This is a genomic window from Rhodococcus sp. NPDC060086, assembly GCF_042730275.1.
In the GTDB taxonomy this organism is placed as follows: domain Bacteria; phylum Actinomycetota; class Actinomycetes; order Mycobacteriales; family Mycobacteriaceae; genus Rhodococcus.
The window spans coordinates 1-17,174 of the sequence record NZ_JBHWWZ010000060.1 but is presented as its reverse complement, the minus strand read 5'-3'; the positions used below and the strand labels follow the sequence as shown (position 1 = coordinate 17,174).

14 protein-coding genes are annotated in these 17,174 nt (G+C 66.2%); 6 read left to right on the top strand and 8 right to left on the bottom strand.

Annotated elements, in window-relative coordinates:
• Positions 1-27 precede the first annotated feature (27 nt).
• From ACFWB0_RS22885 to ACFWB0_RS22875, 3 genes are read right to left on the bottom strand one after another with little or no spacing between them, the layout of a single operon-like run.
• Entirely contained in the window at positions 28-636 is a 609-nt protein-coding gene (locus tag ACFWB0_RS22885; protein WP_378492689.1) for a DUF305 domain-containing protein, read from the bottom strand.
• The gene (locus ACFWB0_RS22880; protein WP_378492697.1) at positions 633-2,126 is read right to left on the bottom strand and encodes an LVIVD repeat-containing protein; all 1,494 of its coding nucleotides are present in this window, start codon (positions 2,124-2,126) and stop codon (positions 633-635) included. Before ACFWB0_RS22880 ends, ACFWB0_RS22885 begins: the two co-directional genes overlap by 4 nt.
• Before the next feature lie 26 nt (positions 2,127-2,152).
• A complete protein-coding gene (locus ACFWB0_RS22875) occupies positions 2,153-3,913 on the bottom strand; it encodes an alpha/beta fold hydrolase (RefSeq protein WP_378492688.1) in 1,761 nt (586 codons plus the stop codon).
• A 44-nt stretch (positions 3,914-3,957) separates the two neighbouring features.
• Between ACFWB0_RS22875 and ACFWB0_RS22870 the strand changes: the two genes are divergently transcribed.
• Both ACFWB0_RS22870 and ACFWB0_RS22865 read left to right on the top strand, forming a co-directional pair.
• Positions 3,958-4,605 carry a TetR/AcrR family transcriptional regulator gene (locus ACFWB0_RS22870; RefSeq protein ID WP_378492687.1) on the top strand — a complete coding sequence of 216 codons (648 nt, stop codon included), beginning with the start codon at positions 3,958-3,960 and terminating at the stop codon, positions 4,603-4,605.
• A gap of 103 nt (positions 4,606-4,708) precedes the next feature.
• On the top strand, positions 4,709-7,978 hold the full coding sequence (locus tag ACFWB0_RS22865; protein ID WP_378492686.1) for a protein kinase: 3,270 nt from the start codon (positions 4,709-4,711) through the stop codon (positions 7,976-7,978).
• A gap of 34 nt (positions 7,979-8,012) precedes the next feature.
• On the opposite strand, the gene ACFWB0_RS22860 is transcribed toward ACFWB0_RS22865, so the two are convergent.
• Entirely contained in the window at positions 8,013-9,110 is a 1,098-nt protein-coding gene (locus tag ACFWB0_RS22860; RefSeq protein WP_378492685.1) for a CaiB/BaiF CoA transferase family protein, read from the bottom strand.
• A gap of 89 nt (positions 9,111-9,199) precedes the next feature.
• Positions 9,200-9,580, bottom strand: coding sequence for a nuclear transport factor 2 family protein (locus ACFWB0_RS22855; protein WP_378492684.1), 381 nt, complete (start codon positions 9,578-9,580; stop codon positions 9,200-9,202).
• A gap of 90 nt (positions 9,581-9,670) precedes the next feature.
• On the opposite strand from ACFWB0_RS22855, the gene ACFWB0_RS22850 reads away from it, so the two are divergent.
• Positions 9,671-10,051, top strand: coding sequence for a VOC family protein (locus ACFWB0_RS22850; RefSeq protein WP_378492683.1), 381 nt, complete (start codon positions 9,671-9,673; stop codon positions 10,049-10,051).
• Between the two features lie 6 nt (positions 10,052-10,057).
• Here the strand turns inward: ACFWB0_RS22850 and ACFWB0_RS22845 are convergent, their stop codons facing one another.
• Together ACFWB0_RS22845 and ACFWB0_RS22840 are read right to left on the bottom strand one after the other, a co-directional pair.
• Positions 10,058-10,486 carry a hypothetical protein gene (locus tag ACFWB0_RS22845; protein WP_378492682.1) on the bottom strand — a complete coding sequence of 143 codons (429 nt, stop codon included), beginning with the start codon at positions 10,484-10,486 and terminating at the stop codon, positions 10,058-10,060.
• Between the two features lie 27 nt (positions 10,487-10,513).
• Positions 10,514-13,234 (bottom strand): vitamin B12-dependent ribonucleotide reductase, encoded by a 2,721-nt coding sequence (locus ACFWB0_RS22840; protein WP_378492681.1) that lies wholly within the window; start codon positions 13,232-13,234, stop codon positions 10,514-10,516.
• Between the two features lie 45 nt (positions 13,235-13,279).
• Here ACFWB0_RS22840 and purT point away from each other — a divergent pair, with 45 nt between their 5' ends.
• Both purT and ACFWB0_RS22830 read left to right on the top strand, forming a co-directional pair.
• On the top strand, positions 13,280-14,539 hold the full coding sequence (gene purT, locus ACFWB0_RS22835) for a formate-dependent phosphoribosylglycinamide formyltransferase (RefSeq protein WP_378492680.1): 1,260 nt from the start codon (positions 13,280-13,282) through the stop codon (positions 14,537-14,539).
• Positions 14,536-15,018 (top strand): DUF456 domain-containing protein, encoded by a 483-nt coding sequence (locus tag ACFWB0_RS22830; RefSeq protein WP_378492679.1) that lies wholly within the window; start codon positions 14,536-14,538, stop codon positions 15,016-15,018. Before purT ends, ACFWB0_RS22830 begins: the two co-directional genes overlap by 4 nt.
• Before the next feature lie 100 nt (positions 15,019-15,118).
• Here ACFWB0_RS22830 and ACFWB0_RS22825 read toward each other — a convergent pair whose 3' ends face one another.
• The gene (locus ACFWB0_RS22825; protein WP_378492678.1) at positions 15,119-16,513 is read right to left on the bottom strand and encodes an FAD-dependent oxidoreductase; all 1,395 of its coding nucleotides are present in this window, start codon (positions 16,511-16,513) and stop codon (positions 15,119-15,121) included.
• A gap of 286 nt (positions 16,514-16,799) precedes the next feature.
• Between ACFWB0_RS22825 and ACFWB0_RS22820 the strand changes: the two genes are divergently transcribed.
• On the top strand, positions 16,800-17,174 hold a 375-nt coding region (locus ACFWB0_RS22820; RefSeq protein ID WP_378492677.1), incomplete at its 3' end, for a hypothetical protein.

The following is a 17,174-nucleotide window of genomic DNA, read 5'->3' as shown; positions in this document are numbered from 1 at the left end:
TGTGTTCTAACAGCTCGGCTGTCCGCCTCACGGATAAGGGAGAGTCGACGCTCCCCTCCCGTCGAGCAACACCGACATCAACGCAATTTCCTGCTGTTGCCCGTCGACCATCGACAGCGCGCGCGACCGGACGGCGAGATTCGTGGTGGTGTCGATGGCGTGTGCTGCCATCTCGATGCCGCCTTGGTGGTGACGAATCATCAACTGCAGGAACAACACCTCGCGTTCCGGGGCGGTCGCATCGTGCAATCCGGTCAGATCCTCGTTCGACGCCATGCCCGCCATCGCGGTGTGGTCGCCGTGGCTGTCGTGTGAATCTGCCGCTTGGAAGGGTGCGCCGACAAGTTCGAGCCAGCCGGTCAGCGTGCCGATCTCTCGCCACTGCGAGGTGCGGATCTGGTCGGCCACGGAACGCACGTCGTATGCGACACCGGTACCGACAAGGTCGACCATCGTGACGGCCTGTTGGTGATGTATCGACATGTGTTGTGCGAACTCCACATCGCTATCCGAGAGAGCTGCTACCGCCTCATCCGGATGCGCATCGTCGATACTCCGGCCGAAGAGAAAGCCGATGAACAAGCCGATGGCGAGTAGTGCTGCCGCTGCCGGAATCCACCGTGATCGAGTGTTCATCGCGGTGGGTAGACGGCCGAATCGAGTTGCAGCGCCATGAATCCGTTGTCCATACACGCCACGTACAGCATGTCGCCGTGGAATTCGGGTGGCGACAGGCACCAGTCCGCAGACAGGTCGGCACCGATGAGCCGACTCTGGTCGTTGATGATCCCCTCGGTGCCCGTCTGACCTTGTATGACCGCCCGGGCCACCGCGAACGTACCGATCACCGGCGGCGCGGCAATCGACCCGATCGTGGCGTGCAGCGAGTTCGGCAACTGCAGGTGCTTTCCGGTCTGTGCAGGCGGGTTGAAGTACGCGATCTCACGAAATCGATCGGGATCGCTCACGTCGAACACCCGGATCCCGGACTGAATCCAACTGCACGCCAAAGTCTGCGGGTCGTCGACACGATCGACCGAGCAGTAGTGCGCGTCGTACCCGAACAGTCCGTTACCTGCGTTGCTCGACGCCCACCGATCCTGGTGCTCCGGAAGATTGATCGCCAGCTTCGCGCTCGTGCGCCACCGCGGTGTCGCTGGATCGGTGACGTCGAACAGTTTCACGCCGCCCGAACCGCCCTCGTCGACGGTGAAGAGATGAGGTGTTCCGTCATAGGTGACGTAGACGCTGTGCTGGCTGAGCAGCCCGTCGGTCCAGAACTTCGCGCCGATATGGGGAAGCGGATGCCCGACCACGGTGCGCGGCGCACGGTTCTGCACCGCCGACACGTCGATGATCGTCAGGCCGGCCAGATTCGACAGGAACATGGTGTTGCCGTCGGGGGTGAAGCCCATGCCGTGTGCGGCCACCCCGGTCAGCCCGCCCCACACCACCATCGGGTGTGCGGGATCGGTGATGTCGACAGCGCTGATCCATCCGGGTGCGATGCCGGAAGCCCAGTAGGTGTTGCCGTCGGGGGAGAAGTCGCCCTCGTGCGTGGTGATGGGGATCGGCATGTTCGGCAGCGAGCCGGTGGTGGTGTTGAGCAGCCGAGGATGCGCGCAGTCCTCGGAGATGTCGTAGATCGAGATGTATCCGGCGCTCTCGATCAATCCGACACCCGTGCCGACGAGCAGTCCTCGCTCCTCGTGCACCTTCAACGATTCCCAGGTGCCACCGACCATTGCGGGTTCGGTGAGAAGTGCAGTGGGAACAGGGTTTGCGGGGTTGCTGACATCGAGGACCTGCACGCCCGCATCGGGTCCGAGCAGATTGGTCGGCCAGGTCGACCCGATGTACGCGCAGTTCTCGTACGTGGGGCTGACAGGGCCGGCTCCGAGACCCTGGTACTGGCCGATCAGATCGATGTTGCAGTTGTACCCCTCGGTGCTGCGGCCGGATTTGCGGTCGTCGAGCGGAACTTCGCCCTGGATGCCGGTTTCGATCAGGTCGCCGGGGCGGCAGTCGGCAGGCTCTACTGCAGTCGGCCAGACGCCGGTGAATTCGTCGAATCCTGACGGTGGTGTCGCGCTCGCGACTGCCGAGCAGGCGACCAGCAGCGACATGGCTGCGAGTGCGATACCGAGGCGCTTCACTTGGCGGACCGAGCATCGGAGGCCAACTCGCGCAACGTCGCGGACACCTCATCGGGGCATTCGAGCGGCCCGCAGTGCCCGGTGTCGAGCGTCTTGAGTTCGATCAGGTCGGGTAGTCGGTCGGCAATCCACTCCGACCGCGGCAGTGGTGCGATGCGATCGTTCCGGCCGGCGATCACCACGGTGGGTGCTGTCAGTGCGGCCGGGTCGACCGTGGTCACCATGCCGACGAGCAACGCCCCGTACCCGCCGCGACCACGTGCGGGTGTCGCGCCGACGATGCGATCCATTTCCGCTCCCACCGACCTGGCGGCAGATGCACCGACCGCGACGCGAGAAACCAACTGCCTGCGCAGAGGGAGGCTTTTCGGAAGCGGCATCCGGGCAAGGGGAACTACGGTATTCGCAAGCCGTCGCCGCGTGGGAATCAGGCGTTCGGGACCGCGGAGGAATTGCACGTTGTCGAGGATCTCCCCGGGCGTGGTGTTCACGAGAGCGACCGATGACACGCGTGTGGCGACGTCGTCGGGATACCTTTGTGCCCAGGCCATCACAGCGATCCCGCCCATGGAATGGCCGGCGACCACCGCGGTGGCGCCGTCCGGGACCGTTGCGTCGAGGACGGCGTGCAGATCGTCGGCGAGGTGGTCCATGGTGTACGACCCGGCAGGGGGTGCTTCGCTGCGGCCGTGGCCGCGATGGTCGAACGCAACCACCCGGAAGTCGGTGCTGAGATCTCGAATCTGGTTGCGCCAGAACTCGGTGGAACACAGAATGCCGTGTGCGAGCACGATGATGGGCGCGTCGTCGGGGCCGTGGACCTCGGTGTGGATGCGTGTGCCGTCCGCGCTGTGCACGTCGACCACCCGGTGGTTGTGCACACTGTTGTGCGCGGCCTGCTCGACCGCCCGACGCGCCTGCGGGACCAGCCGTACGAGCCGGGGAAGTCGCGGCACGGCGGCGCGAGAGACCGCAGCCAGGGCATCGAAGGCCCGTTGCCGTCGGGGTGTCCACTCCAGGCCGAGTAGATCGCGCAGTTCCGGGGTCAGAAGACCTGCCGTGACCAGTGTCAGGACCGCGCCCGCGACCGGGCGCGCGGTGACATTCCACAGCGCGGGGAGCCCCGGCACCGGGATCGGCGGGGCCTGGGGCGAGCCCGCGACCGCGAGGACCCGATCGGTGACGGCGGACCGTTCGAGGCGTGTTGCCGTCATCTCGTCGAACCATCCGAGGAAGCTCGTCCAGTCGGCAGGCATGTCCTTGTCGCGGATGCCGTAGAGCTTCCCGACCTGGCGCATCTCGAGGTAGAACTGCTCGACTTCGCCCGGCATCCAGCCGCGTCCGAGCAGTTTCTGCTGGACGTAGACGCCGTGGACGAGGCTCGCGTGCACCCAGTGGAACGGTTCGGGGGCGAGCGAGCTCCACCGCGACCCGTCGGGGTTCGCGCCTTTGATGCTGCGGTGGAGGTCGCGGAGTCGTCGGGCAGTGGCAAGCGACTCCTCGCGCCCGTAGACGACTCCCATGATCATGTCGAGGGTGCGCTGGGCACGGCCGTACGGGTCGGTTTCGAAGACGGAGAATTCGCGCACGCCTGTCGCGACCACCGGGTGCGCCACGTCGATGAGCAGTCGATGTGATGCACCGAGCACGAAGGTCAGATCGCCGAACACCGACCACGCCACGGAGTCGGAGCCCAGCGGCGCGGGCTCCGTGCGTGCTGTCGAGCCGCGGACTTCGGCGCTCATCACATCAGTCATGAGACTACTAGTAACATAATCGTCTCAGCAGGGATACTGGCTCTGTGACTCGTCCCGGTGTTCCGCTACCCCGACTGTTCGAGCGCGCGATCGAGAAGGCCGTGTCGCGCGACCCCTCCGGCAAGGACGACGAGCAGGTGTACAACGCGGCGCTGCACGTTCTCGCCGAACGCGGTACCCGTGCGGCCACGGTCGACGACGTCGCCACCCGATCCGGTATCAGTCGCGCGACGCTCTTCCGCCGTTTCGGCGGTAAAGATGCGCTTTTCGAAGCCGCCGTCGCCCACACGTTGCGCGGCTTCCTCTCCATGATCACCAGTACCTTCGTCACCGTCACCGATCCGTCAGACCGCATCGCGGAAGCGTTCGTCGGATGTCTGCGCCTACGCAGGCGTCTCTTCGCCGACGACGGCTCGGGTCGGCGTTCCGGCGAGCTCCTCGCGATGCTGTCGGCCGGTTCACCGTCGCCGCTCGAGATCGGTCAGCAGTTCATCGCCGCGCGCATCTCCGCGGGACAGGCCGAAGGAACGCTCCCACCGGGCGATCCGGACATTCGGGCCGAAGCCGTCATTCGGATCACCCTGGGTTATCTGCTCCTCCCCAGCACCCACTTCGACCTCGACGACGATGCGGTGGCCCGCGAGGTCGCACGCAGCGTCATCGCGCCCCTCGTCACCGGTGTCGGGACCTGACCGCATCTATCTCGGCCGACCCGCCGTGATCTGTCGGGGGTCGGCGATATCGTGGATGCAAGACCCGAGACCGGGTCTGTGCTCGACGAAGTGAGGGTCGATCGTGGCCGCGCAGGATCCGCTGCAGACGCAGCGCGACGCCGGACCCGACGTCGCTGCGGAGTTGGCTGCGGCCGGATTCGACGAGGCGAAGGAAATCGGCCGCGGCGGGTTCGGAATCGTCTACCGCTGTCGGGAGGTCGCGCTCGATCGGATCGTGGCGGTCAAGGTCCTCACCTCCGATCTCGACGTCGACAACCTCGAGCGTTTCCTCCGTGAGCAGCGCGCGATGGGGCAGCTCTCCGGACACCCGAACATCGTCAACGTGCTGCAGGTCGGCACCACCGAATCTGGGCGGCCCTACCTGGTGATGCAGTATCACCCACGCGATTCACTCGACGCACTGATCCGACGGTCCGGTCCGCTGCACTGGCACGATGCGCTCCGCCTCGGCGTCAAGCTGGCCGGAGCTCTCGAAACGGCGCACCGGCTCGGGATCGCGCACCGCGACGTCAAACCCGCCAACATCCTGCTCACCCAATTCGGCGAACCCCAGCTCACCGATTTCGGGATCGCCAGAATCCGAGGGGGATTCGAGACCGCAACAGGTGAAGTCACCGGTTCGCCCGCATTCACCGCCCCCGAAGTGCTCTCCGGGCGCGCCCCGACCGCAGCGTCCGATGTCTACAGCCTTGCGGCGACGATCTTCTGCGCGCTCACCGGCCATGCCGCGTTCGAGCGTCGCAGCGGCGAACGCGTCGTGGCGCAGTTCGTGCGCCTGACCACGCAGCCGATTCCCGATCTTCGAGCCGACGGAGTGCCCGGCGAATTGTGCGCCGCGTTGGAGCAGGCCATGTCGGTGGACCCCGAATCGAGACCCGCGACCGCGGCCGAGTTCGGCGAGTTGCTGCGCGCGGTGCAGACCGAACAAGGGTTGCCCCTCGACGATCTCGCGGTGGCCGGGGATGCGAACGAAGCCGACGCAACCGCGCCTCATTCAGCGGCCCTTGCGGCGAGTGGACGTGTGAGCACGCGGCGCACGAGCGGCCGGTCGACCACCCCGCCTGCCCCGGCGACGAGGTTTCGCCCACCCGTGCCGTCCAAGCGACTCGTCGCACGGTGGTCGCTGCTGAATCTGCTCGAGGAGTCGCACCGCCGCAAGCTCATTGTCGTGCATGCGCCGCCGGGCTTCGGGAAGACGATGTTCGCCATCGAATGGCGCTACCGACTCGACAACGAGGGTGTCGCGGTGGCGTGGCTCAACGTCGACCACGACGACAACAACGTCGTGTGGTTCCTCGCGCACCTCATCGAGGCGATCAGGCAGGTACGACCCACCCTCGCACAGGAATTGGGTCAGGCCCTCGACGAACACGGCGACGACGCCGAACGCTACGTCCTCACCTCCCTGGTCGACGAGATCCACGCCGCAGGAGAACGGCTCGTGGTCATCATCGACGACTGGCATCGCGTCACCGACCCGGCGACGATCGCGGCCCTGGCCTTCCTGCTCGACAACGGTTGCCATCACCTGCAGGTCATGGTGGTCGGGCGCACCCGTGCCGGACTGCCCGTGAGCCGGATGCGGGTGCTCGACGAACTCGTCGAGATCGACCACCGCATGCTCACCTTCGATGTCGGCGAGACAAAGAAATTCCTTGCGCGACACATCGATACGGAACTGGACGACGAGATCGTCGCCGATCTCGTCGCCGCCACCGAAGGCTGGCCCGCGGCCCTGCAACTGGCATCGGTATCGCTGCGCGGCCACGATGACCCCGCGGATCTCGTGGCGCACCTGTCCGGCAGGCACCGTGGTATCGGACAGTTCCTGACCGAGAACGTCCTCATGTCCCTCGACGCCGAGCTCGTCGACTTCCTGCTCACTGCGGCGGTGACGGAGCAGACGTGCGCGAGCCTGGCCTCGGCGCTGAGCGGTCACGGACACGGGCAGGCGATGCTCGAAGACATCGAGGACCGCGACCTGTTCCTGCACCGCGTCGACGAAGAGGGACGATGGTTCCGCTTCCAGTCGCTGTTCGCCGAGTTCCTGCGGCAACGCCTCGAACGCGACTTCCCCGAACGGATGCCCGGGCTCCACCGGATCGCCGCGCGGTGGTTCGAACAGCATTCGATGACGGGGGAGGCCGTCGACCATGCCCTCGCGGCGGCCGACGATGACTACGCCGTCGACATCGTCGAACGTCATGCGAGAGATCTGCTCGCCAACGGCCATGCCACCACACTGATCGGGTTGGTTGGCAAACTTCCGCGCAGCACCGTGGCGGTGCGGCCGCGGCTGCAACTGGCACTGGCCTGGGCCGACGTCGTCATCCACGACGTCGAGCGCGGCCGGCGCGCACTCGCGATGGTCGAGCGCGGTCTCGACGCTGACCGGATCACCGGCGACGAGGCCGTCGACGTCGCGGTCGAGGTGGAAGTGGTGCGGCGCATCATCGAGGTGCGGAGCGACCGAACCGGTCCGGACGACGGGCTCCCCGAACGGCTCTTGGCGCGCGCCGGCACGCTCGCGCCGATCGTCGTGTCGTCGGGTCTCAACGCCGCGACGTTCGATGCCGTCTATCGCGGTGAATTCGACGAGGCGCGGCGGTTGCAGGATCTCGCGGCTCCATATCACGACCTCAATGCCGGGCCGTACAACCTGATGCACGGCAACGCGCTGCTGGGGCTCGCCGCACTCGAACAACTCGACCTCGATGCGGCGGGCGGCCTCCTACGGGAGGCGTGGCGATTGTCGCGACTCGGCAGCGGCGCACACTCGTCGTCGGCGTTGCTGGCCGGATCGGTGCTGGGGGAGTTCCTGTACGAGCAGGGAGAGTTCGACGAGGCAGAACGGCTGCTCGACGACGGTTACGAGCTGGGTGCCGAAGGCGGCGTCGTCGATTTCAAGATCGCCCGATATGTGGTCGGTGCGCGTGTGAAGGCGATGCGCGGTAAGCGGGACATCGCGCAGGCCCGACTGGACGACGGCGCGCGCGCTGCCGCGGCGATGAAACTGGACCGTCTGGCTGCGGCAGTCGAGAACGAACGTGTCCGGCTCGGGTTTCCGATCGCACATCCGCGACCGGTCGCCGAATACGGTCGCCGACGTCCCGAGACGGGAATTGCCCTGCACACCGCCCAGATCGAAGAGGACACGGCGATCCGGTTGCTGCTCGCCGATCCTTCGCCGGAGCACCTCGTGCTCGCTCATCGTTGGGCGAGTGAGTGGTTCGTGTTGCTGCAGGAACGCGGATTCCTGCACCGCGCGCAGCGCGCCCTCGAACTTGTCGAAAAATGCGAAGAACACGGTGCCACACCAGGTCGCACATGATCCGATGTGGCACCGCGTCGCTACAGGCTCTTGATCAGACCCACAGGGTCGCGATGTCCGTGGCCTCGCCCGCCGGCGCGGCCGGCTCGCCCGCGGGAGTCCGGGAGAACCGCGGAGCCGGTGCGTGCTGGGTGATGCCTTCGAGTTCGATGAGCGATCCGCGCGAGGCGATGTGCTCGTTCTCGGGTGCTTCCGCGAACGTGAGAACGGGGGAGACGCAGGCGTCGGTCCCGAGGAAGATCGCCGACCACTCGTCGCGCGTCTTCGACAGGAACTTCTCGGTGAACAGCTTCTTCATCTCCGGCCACGACGCCCGATCGTTCTGGGCGGGCAGCTCGGCCGCGTCGAGGTCGAGACCCTTCAGCAGGAGCGCGTAGAACTGCGGCTCGATCGAACCGACGGCCATGTACTTGCCGTCCTTCGTCTCGTACACCTCGTAGTACGGGGCGCCGGTGTCGAGCATGTTCACGCCGCGTTCGTCCGACCATGCGCCGCGGCCGCGGAACGCCCACATCATGTGCGACAGTGCGAGCGCGCCGTCGACCATCGCCGCGTCGACGACCTGGCCCTTTCCTGACACTCCTCGCTCGACGAGTGCGGAGAGGATACCGAAGATCAGGAACATCGAGCCGCCGCCGAAGTCGCCGACCATGTTCAGCGGCGGCACCGGACGCTCACCCTCACGGCCGATCGCGTGCAGTACACCGGTGAGGGAGATGTAGTTGATGTCGTGGCCGGCCGCGTTCGCCAACGGGCCTTCCTGGCCCCAACCCGTCATCCGGCCGTAGACGATCCGCGGGTTGCGTTCGAGCACCACATCGGGGCCCAGACCCATGCGCTCGGTCACTCCGGGACGGAAACCCTCGATGAGCACGTCGGCGCGCTCGAGCAGCGAGAGCACCTTCTCGATGTCGTCAGGGTTCTTGAGGTCGGCCTCGATGATGCGGCGGTTCCGCTGGATCGGGTCGCGGGCGCCTTCCGGCGGAATCTGGCCGGGTCGCTGGACCGTGACGACGTCGGCGCCGAGATCGGCGAGTAGCGTCGCGGCGTGCGGTCCGGGGCCGAGCCCCTTGAACTCGACGACGCGAATACTCGCGAGGGGACCCTTCTTCTCAACTGATTCAGCGGACACTCGTCGAACCTCACTCCGATGCGTAGGGACTCTCGGAACGGAGACTACCTTAGCGAGCGTTCAGAAAATGACGTGTGTCACGGGCGAGGTCACTGCTCGTACAGGTCCGCCTCGCCCAGTCCGGTCGCCTCGAACGCGTCCTGCAGATCGGCATGCCGCACGACCGTGACGACCTGGTCTTCGACCACGCGGAACGCGATGGCTTCCTCGACGGGAGTGCCGGGGTCGGACGCCCACGTGGACGTCTCCTCGACCACGACGATGCCGTGGTGCACGAACATGCGTCCCATTTCGAGCGTCACGCCCGACGAGGTCGCCCACTCGCGCAGTTCGTCGAGACCCTGATCGGGATCGTCATCGTCGGTGGGAAGCACGATATCGTCGCTGGACAACTCCACCAGCGTCTCGATGTCGTTGCTGTTGACAGCATCGTGCCAGGCCAGGACGGTCGCGATCTCCGAGGTGCTCATGGGTCCAAGACTAGTCACAGTGCTCGGTCAACACTCGATTGTGACCCGATCGGTTGCCGTGCGAGGCGCGCACAGAGCAGAGTGGACAACATGACGATCAGCGGCCAACTCGTGAGCTTCGTGCCGAGCACCGATCTCGATGTCTCGGAGATGTTCTATGTCGACACCCTCGGCTTCCGGAAGATCGATCGGGACAACTTCACGCTGGTGATCGACGGTGGCGAAGGAGCCCCCGTGCGGATCACCCTCGTGCAGTCGCGCGGCGAGACCGGATACACCGCCCTGGGCTGGCGGGTTCTCGACCTCGACGAGACCGTCGAGCGACTCCGAGCCAAAGGCGTCGACTTCATTCGGTACACCGGCATGGATCAGGACGACCACGATGCGTGGAACGCGCCCGACGGGTTGCGGGTCGCGTGGTTCCGCGACCCGCACAGCAACGTGCTGTCGCTCATCGAGAATCACGCCTGACACCGCTCAGTCGAGGAAGCTGCCCCGCACGAACCCGGCGAGCAGCACCGCGAACCCGCCCATCTCGCCGACGATGAGCGCGCCCATCGCCACACCCGAACCCCGCGTGGGATGCGCGAACTGGTTGGTGGTGTCACGCAGCATGCCGTGCAGGATGTAACTCGCGATCGCGCCGACGAAGAACACCACGACCACCGCCGCCGCCGACAGGTTCACCCATGTCGGCCACGCACTGAGCTCGACGAATACAGCGATGAGCAACGTCGCGAACGAGTACATCAACGCCGAGCGGTGTGCGATGTCGACATACGGGTGCGCGAGATGCGTCTCCGACGTCGTCATCTGCCGGTACTTCCACACACCCAGCGCCAGCGCGAGCAGGAAGATCAGTCCCGCCGCGAGCAACGTCATTTCGGTATCGAACCCCACATCCATCGGGCAAGTATGGAGTACTCAGGACGTTCAGCTACAGCCACTCGTGCTTCCGCACGACGGGCAGGCATGGCACGACCCCGAGCGCTGCATCTGCACCCCGCACTGCATGCAGTACGGTGCGTCCGAGCCCCGATCCGACACCGCGGGTCCAGGAACGGGAGCATGCCCCTGGCGGGTGTCGACGGCGATGTGTGCGTCGTCCTGCGCGGCCCGTTCACCACCGGTGCGCACGCCGAGTTCGGTCCGCTCCTCGGTGTCGAGGTAGTCCACCGCGAGCCTCCGGAAGATGTAGTCGAGGATCGACGAGGCGATCCGCAGATCCGGATCGTCGGTGATGCCCGCCGGTTCGAATCGCGTGCTGGTGAACGCCCGCACGAACGTGCGCAGCGGAACCCCGTATTGCAGGCCGTAACTGACCGCCATGGAGAAGGCGTCCATGATGCCGGCGAGGGTGGAGCCCTGCTTCGACACTCGCAGGAACATCTCCCCGGGGCGTCCGTCGTCGTATTCACCGACCGTGACGAATCCCTTGCAGTCGGCCACCCGGAACTCGAACGTGCGTGAATTGCGGGTCCGCGGCAGACGCTCCCGACGCGCCGTGGCGACCGGTGCGAGCGTGGTCTCCTGCACCTGCGGAGTCGACGTGGACAGCGGTTGCCCGAGTTTGCAGTTGTCGCGGTAGACGGCAAGCGACTTGAGGCCCAGCCGCCACGCATCGACGTACAGGTCGGCGATGTCGTCGACGGTCGCGGACTCCGGCAGATTCACGGTCTTCGAGATCGCACCCGACAGGAACGGCTGCACCGCCGCCATCATCGTCACATGCCCGCGCGGCGCAATGACATTGCTGCCCATCGATGTTGCGAACACCGGATGATGCTCGGCGCGCACATGCGGGGCGTCCGCGAGGGTGTGCCTGCGGTCGAGGTGGGCGACGATGTCGGCGACCTCGGCCGGATCGTATCCGAGTCGCGACAGCGCGCGCGGCACACTGCGATTGACGATCGACAGGCTGCCGCCGCCCACGAGCTTCTTCGTCTTCACCAAAGCCAAATCGGGTTCGATGCCGGTGGTGTCGCAGTCCATTGCCAGGCCGATTGTGCCGGTGGGAGCGAGCACCGTGACCTGACTGTTCCGCACCCCGTGTGCGGTGCCGTCGGTAACCGCGTGATCCCATGCCTCACGGGCCGCCGCCAGCACCGTCCGGGGAGCGTGTTCGGCATCGATGTCGTCGACGGCGCCGCGGTGCCGTGCGAGCACGTCGAGCATCGGTTCACGGTTCTCGGCGTAACCGTCGAACGGGCCCAACCGCTTCGCGAGCCGCGCCGACACCTCGTATGCGTGGCCCGTCATCAACGCGGTGATTGCCGCAGCATAGGCGCGACCCGCATCGCTGTCGTATGGCAGACCCGACGCCATCAGCAGCGCACCGAGATTCGCGTATCCGAGGCCGAGCTGCCGGAACCGGCGGGACGTCGCACCGATCTTCTCCGTGGGATAGTCGGCGCGACCGACGAGGATCTCCTGCGCAGTGAGCATCACCGCGACGGCATGCCGGAATCCGTCGACGTCGAATTCGCCGTCTTCGCGCAGGAACCTCAGCAGATTCATGCTCGACAGGTTGCATGCGGAGTCGTCGAGGTGCATGTACTCCGAGCACGGGTTGGATCCGTTGATCCGCCCGGTCGCGGCCGCGGTGTGCCAGCGGTTGATCGTGGTGTCGTACTGCATGCCCGGGTCTGCGCACTCCCACGTGGCAGCGGCAATGCGCTGCATGAGGTCTCGGGCCCCGACCGTGCGCACGACCGCGCCGGTCTTCACCGCACGCAGCGGCCACTGCGCGTCGTCGACGACCGCCTGCATGAAGTCGTCGGTGACCCGCACCGAGTTGTTCGCATTCTGATACTGCACCGAATGGATGTCGGAGCCGCTCAGGCCCATGTCGAACCCGGCGCCGGCGAGGACCCGCGCCTTGCGTTCCTCGATCGCCTTGCAGTCGACGAATTCCTCGATGTCGGGGTGGGTGACGTCGAGGATCACCATCTTCGCGGCGCGGCGGGTCTTCCCGCCCGACTTGATGGTCCCTGCCGATGCATCGGCGCCGCGCATGAAGCTGACCGGGCCGGACGCGGTGCCGCCCCCGCCGAGGTGTTCGACCGACGATCGGATGCGCGACAGGTTCACTCCCGCCCCGGAACCACCCTTGAAGATCACCGCCTCCTGCCGGTACCACTCGAGGATCGAGTCGATGGTGTCGTCGACCGACAGGATGAAACAGGCGCTGGCCTGCTGCGGGGTGTCGGGCACACCGATGTTGAACCAGACGGGGCTGTTGAACGACGCCTTCTGATGCACGAGCAGGTGTGTCAGCTCGGCGGCGAACGCAGCCGGGTCGTCGAGGTGACCGTCGGTGGTGCCCCACGCGGTGATCGTGTCGACGATGCGCGCGACGACATCGCGTAGCGAGTGTTCGCGGGCCTCGGTGCCGGGCTGCCCGCGGAAATACTTCTGCGTGACGATGTCCGTGGCGTTCTGCGACCAGAACTCCGGGAATTCGACGCCGAGCTGTTCGAAGACGACCTCACCGGTGCCGTGATGGACGATGCGGGCGTCGCGGCGCTGCCAGGTCACCTCGTCGGCGGGATCGACCCCGGGTGTCGTGAACCAGCGAAGATCAGCACGAGTGTGATCGGGGCCCGGCGTGGTGGCCCGCTGATCTGCGTTGCTCAACTGAGGTGCACTGCTCATCGCTTTCCTTCCGGGACGGCGACGGTTGCCACATATAGTCCCACCATGGTCTCACCGCGTCCCGACATCTCTCCACGTCCCGACATCTCTCCACGTCCCGACATCTCTCCACGTTTCGGCACTCCACTGTCGCCGACCGCTACCCGTGTCCTGCTGCTCGGCTCGGGCGAGCTGGGCAAGGAGGTGACCATCGCGTTGCAGCGGCTCGGTGTCGAGGTGATCGCGGTGGACCGATACGCCGATGCCCCGGGTCATCAGGTCGCGCACCGAGCCCACGTCATCGACATGGGCGACCCGGAAGCAGTGCTGGCGGTCATCGAGGCCGAACGCCCCCACCTGGTGGTTCCCGAGATCGAAGCCATCGCCACCGACGCGCTCGCCACCGTCGAGCAGCGCGGCCTCGCCGAGGTGATTCCCACCGCGCGGGCCACGCAGCTGACGATGAACCGGGAGGGTATCCGCCGGCTCGCCGCGGAGGAACTGGGTCTGCCGACGTCGCCGTACCGATTCGCGCACTCGCTCGACGAGGTCCGGGTCGCTACCGAGGCGATCGGCTTCCCGTGTGTGATCAAGCCCGTCATGTCGTCGTCCGGAAAAGGCCAGTCGACGGTGCGTTCGCTCGACGACCTGGACACCGCATGGGAGTACGCCCTCGCCGGGGGACGCATCAACCACGGCACGGTCATCGTCGAAGGGTTCGTCGATTTCGACTACGAGATCACCCAGCTCACCGTGCGTGCCGTCGGAGAATCGGGAGAAATCGAGACCCATTTCTGCGAGCCGATCGGCCACCTGCAGCGCGACGGCGACTACATCGAATCGTGGCAGCCGCAGCCGATGAGCGACGTGGCGCTGGCACGGTCGCGGGAAGTCGCGGCGGCGGTGACCGGTGCGCTCGGCGGTCGGGGAGTGTTCGGCGTCGAACTGTTCGTCAAGGGCGACGACGTCTACTTCTCCGAGGTCAGTCCCCGCCCGCACGACACCGGGCTGGTGACCATGGGAAGCCAGCGCTACTCCGAATTCGAACTGCACGCCCGCGCGATCCTCGGGCTGCCGGTGGATGTGGAGCAGGTGCGTCCGGGTGCGTCCGCGGTGATCTACGGCGGACTCGACGCGACCGGTATCGCGTTCGACGGCGTCGCCGAGGCCCTGCGTACACCGGAGACGGATGTGCGCCTGTTCGGTAAACCCGAATCGTTCCTGCGCCGCCGCATGGGCGTTGCCGTCTCGACCGGCCCGGACGTCGACACCGCCCGTGAACGTGCGACGCGCGCCGCGTCTCTCGTCCACCCGGTCGCGCCGTGAGCACAGGCGCCGAACTTCTCGTCGGCCTCGCGATCCTCGTCGGGCTGATCGGAATCGTCGTACCGATCCTGCCGGGTGTCCTGCTGATCTTCGCGGCGATCGCGGTGTGGGCGTTCATGACCGGCGGCACTGTCGCATGGACGGTGTTCGCCGTCGCGACGGTCGCATTGCTGGTCACCGGTGTCGTCAAATACACCTGGCCCGGTAAGCGGCTTGCGCAGTCGGGAGTGCCCAACCGGTCGCTGATCATCGGCGGAGTGGTCGGAATCGTGGGGTTCTTCGTGATCCCCGTGATCGGCCTGTTCCTCGGATTCCTGCTCGGCATGTATGTGTCGGAGGCGCAACGGCATCGGACACACGGCGGCGCATGGCGTTCGACGGTGGATGCGACGAAGGCCGTGGGCCTGTCGATGCTCGTCGAACTGCTCGGCGGCCTCATCGCCGCTGGCGTGTGGCTGGGCGCCGTGCTGTTCGCCTAGATTTCTTGCGCCTGACAACGTAAACGGCCGAATGCCACCTTCATACACTCGAGATGTAGGAAGGTGGCATTCGGCCGACAGCGCCGCAGGCGGCGACGGACTACTTGTTGGGTTCCGAGGCGCGGAACATGTCCTCGCGCTCGACGACCTTCACACGCTCGCGACCCTCTGCTTCACCGAGGCTGCGCTCGTGCGCATCGAGGCGGTACCAGCCCTGCCACGTCGTGTACGGCAGCTGCTTCTCCTCGAGGAACTTCACGATGCCGTCCACGTCCGGGTGCTCCGGGGTGTTGAGGCGGCCGGCGGCGCGATCCTCGAGCAGATTCGCGACGGTCTCGTTGGCGTCGCCCTTGGTGTGGCCGATCAGGCCGACAGGACCACGCTTGATCCAGCCGGTGACGTAGGTGTGCGGCATGAACCGGTCGGGGCCTTCGATGCTCTCGTCGGCGAGCACGCGTCCGGCCTCGTTGGGGACGGTGCCTGCCTGCTCGTCGAACGGCAGGTTCGCGATGTTCTGCGACTGGTAGCCGACCGCGCGGTACACGGCCTGCACATCCCAGTCGCGGGTCTTGCCGGTGCCGCGGACGTTGCCGGTGCCGTCGAGTTCGGTGCGCTCGGTGCGCAGGCCGACGACCTTGCCGTCCTCACCGAGAATCTCGGTGGGCGACTCGAAGAAGTGCAGGTACAGCTTGTGGGGGCGAGTGCCCGCGTCGCGGATGGCCCAGTCCTGCAGGGTGTTGGCGACCATGTCGACCTGCTTGGAGTTGCGGCGCGCTGCCTCGGAGCCGGCGTCGTAATCGATGTCCTCGGGGTCGACGATGACCTCGATGGTCGGCGAATGGTCGAGTTCGCGCAGTTCGAGCGGGGTGAACTTGGCCTGGGCCGGTCCGCGACGCCCGAAGACGTGCACCTCGACGGCCTTGTTGTTCTTCAGGCCCTCGTAGACGTTCGGCGGGATTTCGGTGGGCAGCAGTTCGTCGCCGGTCTTGGCGAGCACGCGCGCGATATCGAGTGCGACGTTGCCGACACCGAGGACCGCGACCTTCTCGGCCTCGAGCGGCCAGTTTCGGGGAACGTCGGGGTGGCCGTCGTACCACGACACGAAGTCGGCGGCGCCGTGGCTGCCGTCGAGTTCGATGCCGGGGATCCGGAGTTCACGGTCGGCGTTGGCGCCGGTCGAGAAGATCACCGCGTCGTAGAAGCGGTACAGGTCGTCGAGGGTGATGTCGACGCCGTAATCGAGGTTGCCGAGCAGGCGCACGTTCGGCTTGTCGAGCACCTTGTGCAGTGCGGTGATGATGCCCTTGATGCGCGGGTGGTCGGGTGCCACGCCGTAGCGGATGAGGCCGAACGGCGCCGGCATGCGTTCGAACAGGTCGATGCTCACCCCGGGATCCTGCGCAGTGTCGGACTTCATGAGTGCATCGGCGGCGTAGATACCGGCTGGGCCGGCACCGACGATCGCGACGCGAAGGGGACGGCTCTGATCAGTCACAGGGGATCAACTACCTCTTCGGTGTGCGGACGGACATATCCAGCTTAAATTAAGGTTGCCCTCAGTGGGCGGGCGCAGGTCGCGCGGGATGACGGTGGAGGAGAACTCCGGGAAACGTCGGGAGAATCGCTTCAGCGACAACACATGTGGGCACTCACGCGGCACAGGTCGACGGCGAGACGTCGAACGAGCGGAGTGGAGGCCATGGTCAATTCCTACCTCACTAGGGTTTATTGGCGCAAATGCGGCCGATCGGGGTGGATCTGCCGAGGTTAGGATCATCCGCATGGCACAACCGCGTGACCCCGAACCCGACCCCGACGGTCTCGACCCCGACGGCACGACGAGCAGCACCCCCTGGCCGTTCATCGGCGCCGTCCTCGTGATCGTCGTTCTCGTTCTCGCGCTCGTCGTCATGCAGATGCTCTCGCCCGAAGGCGAGACCCTGGACGGTCCCGAACGGGTGACCCGCACGGCCAGTGACTACGTCAAGGCCGTCAACGCGGAGGACGAGGAAGTTCTCGTCATACTCCGCTGTGACGAACTGCCCGACGGTCAGGGCCCCCTCGCCGGAGCCGACGGTGACATCGAGTTCGACGGCGCACGCAACATCGTCATCGACGGAGACAAGGCCACCGTCGACGTCACCACCGTGATCGAC

What these genes read in the sequence shown, in the direction of transcription:
- ACFWB0_RS22885 (WP_378492689.1), bottom strand. Translation starts at nt 636, where the DNA reads ATGAACACTCGATCACGGTGGATTCCGGCAGCGGCAGCACTACTCGCC.
- ACFWB0_RS22855 (WP_378492684.1), bottom strand. Translation starts at nt 9,580, where the DNA reads ATGAGCACCTCGGAGATCGCGACCGTCCTGGCCTGGCACGATGCTGTC.
- purT (WP_378492680.1), top strand. Translation starts at nt 13,280, where the DNA reads ATGGTCTCACCGCGTCCCGACATCTCTCCACGTCCCGACATCTCTCCA.
- ACFWB0_RS22845 (WP_378492682.1), bottom strand. Translation starts at nt 10,486, where the DNA reads ATGGATGTGGGGTTCGATACCGAAATGACGTTGCTCGCGGCGGGACTG.
- ACFWB0_RS22840 (WP_378492681.1), bottom strand. Translation starts at nt 13,234, where the DNA reads ATGAGCAGTGCACCTCAGTTGAGCAACGCAGATCAGCGGGCCACCACG.
- ACFWB0_RS22880 (WP_378492697.1), bottom strand. Translation starts at nt 2,126, where the DNA reads ATGTCGCTGCTGGTCGCCTGCTCGGCAGTCGCGAGCGCGACACCACCG.
- ACFWB0_RS22850 (WP_378492683.1), top strand. Translation starts at nt 9,671, where the DNA reads ATGACGATCAGCGGCCAACTCGTGAGCTTCGTGCCGAGCACCGATCTC.
- ACFWB0_RS22875 (WP_378492688.1), bottom strand. Translation starts at nt 3,913, where the DNA reads ATGACTGATGTGATGAGCGCCGAAGTCCGCGGCTCGACAGCACGCACG.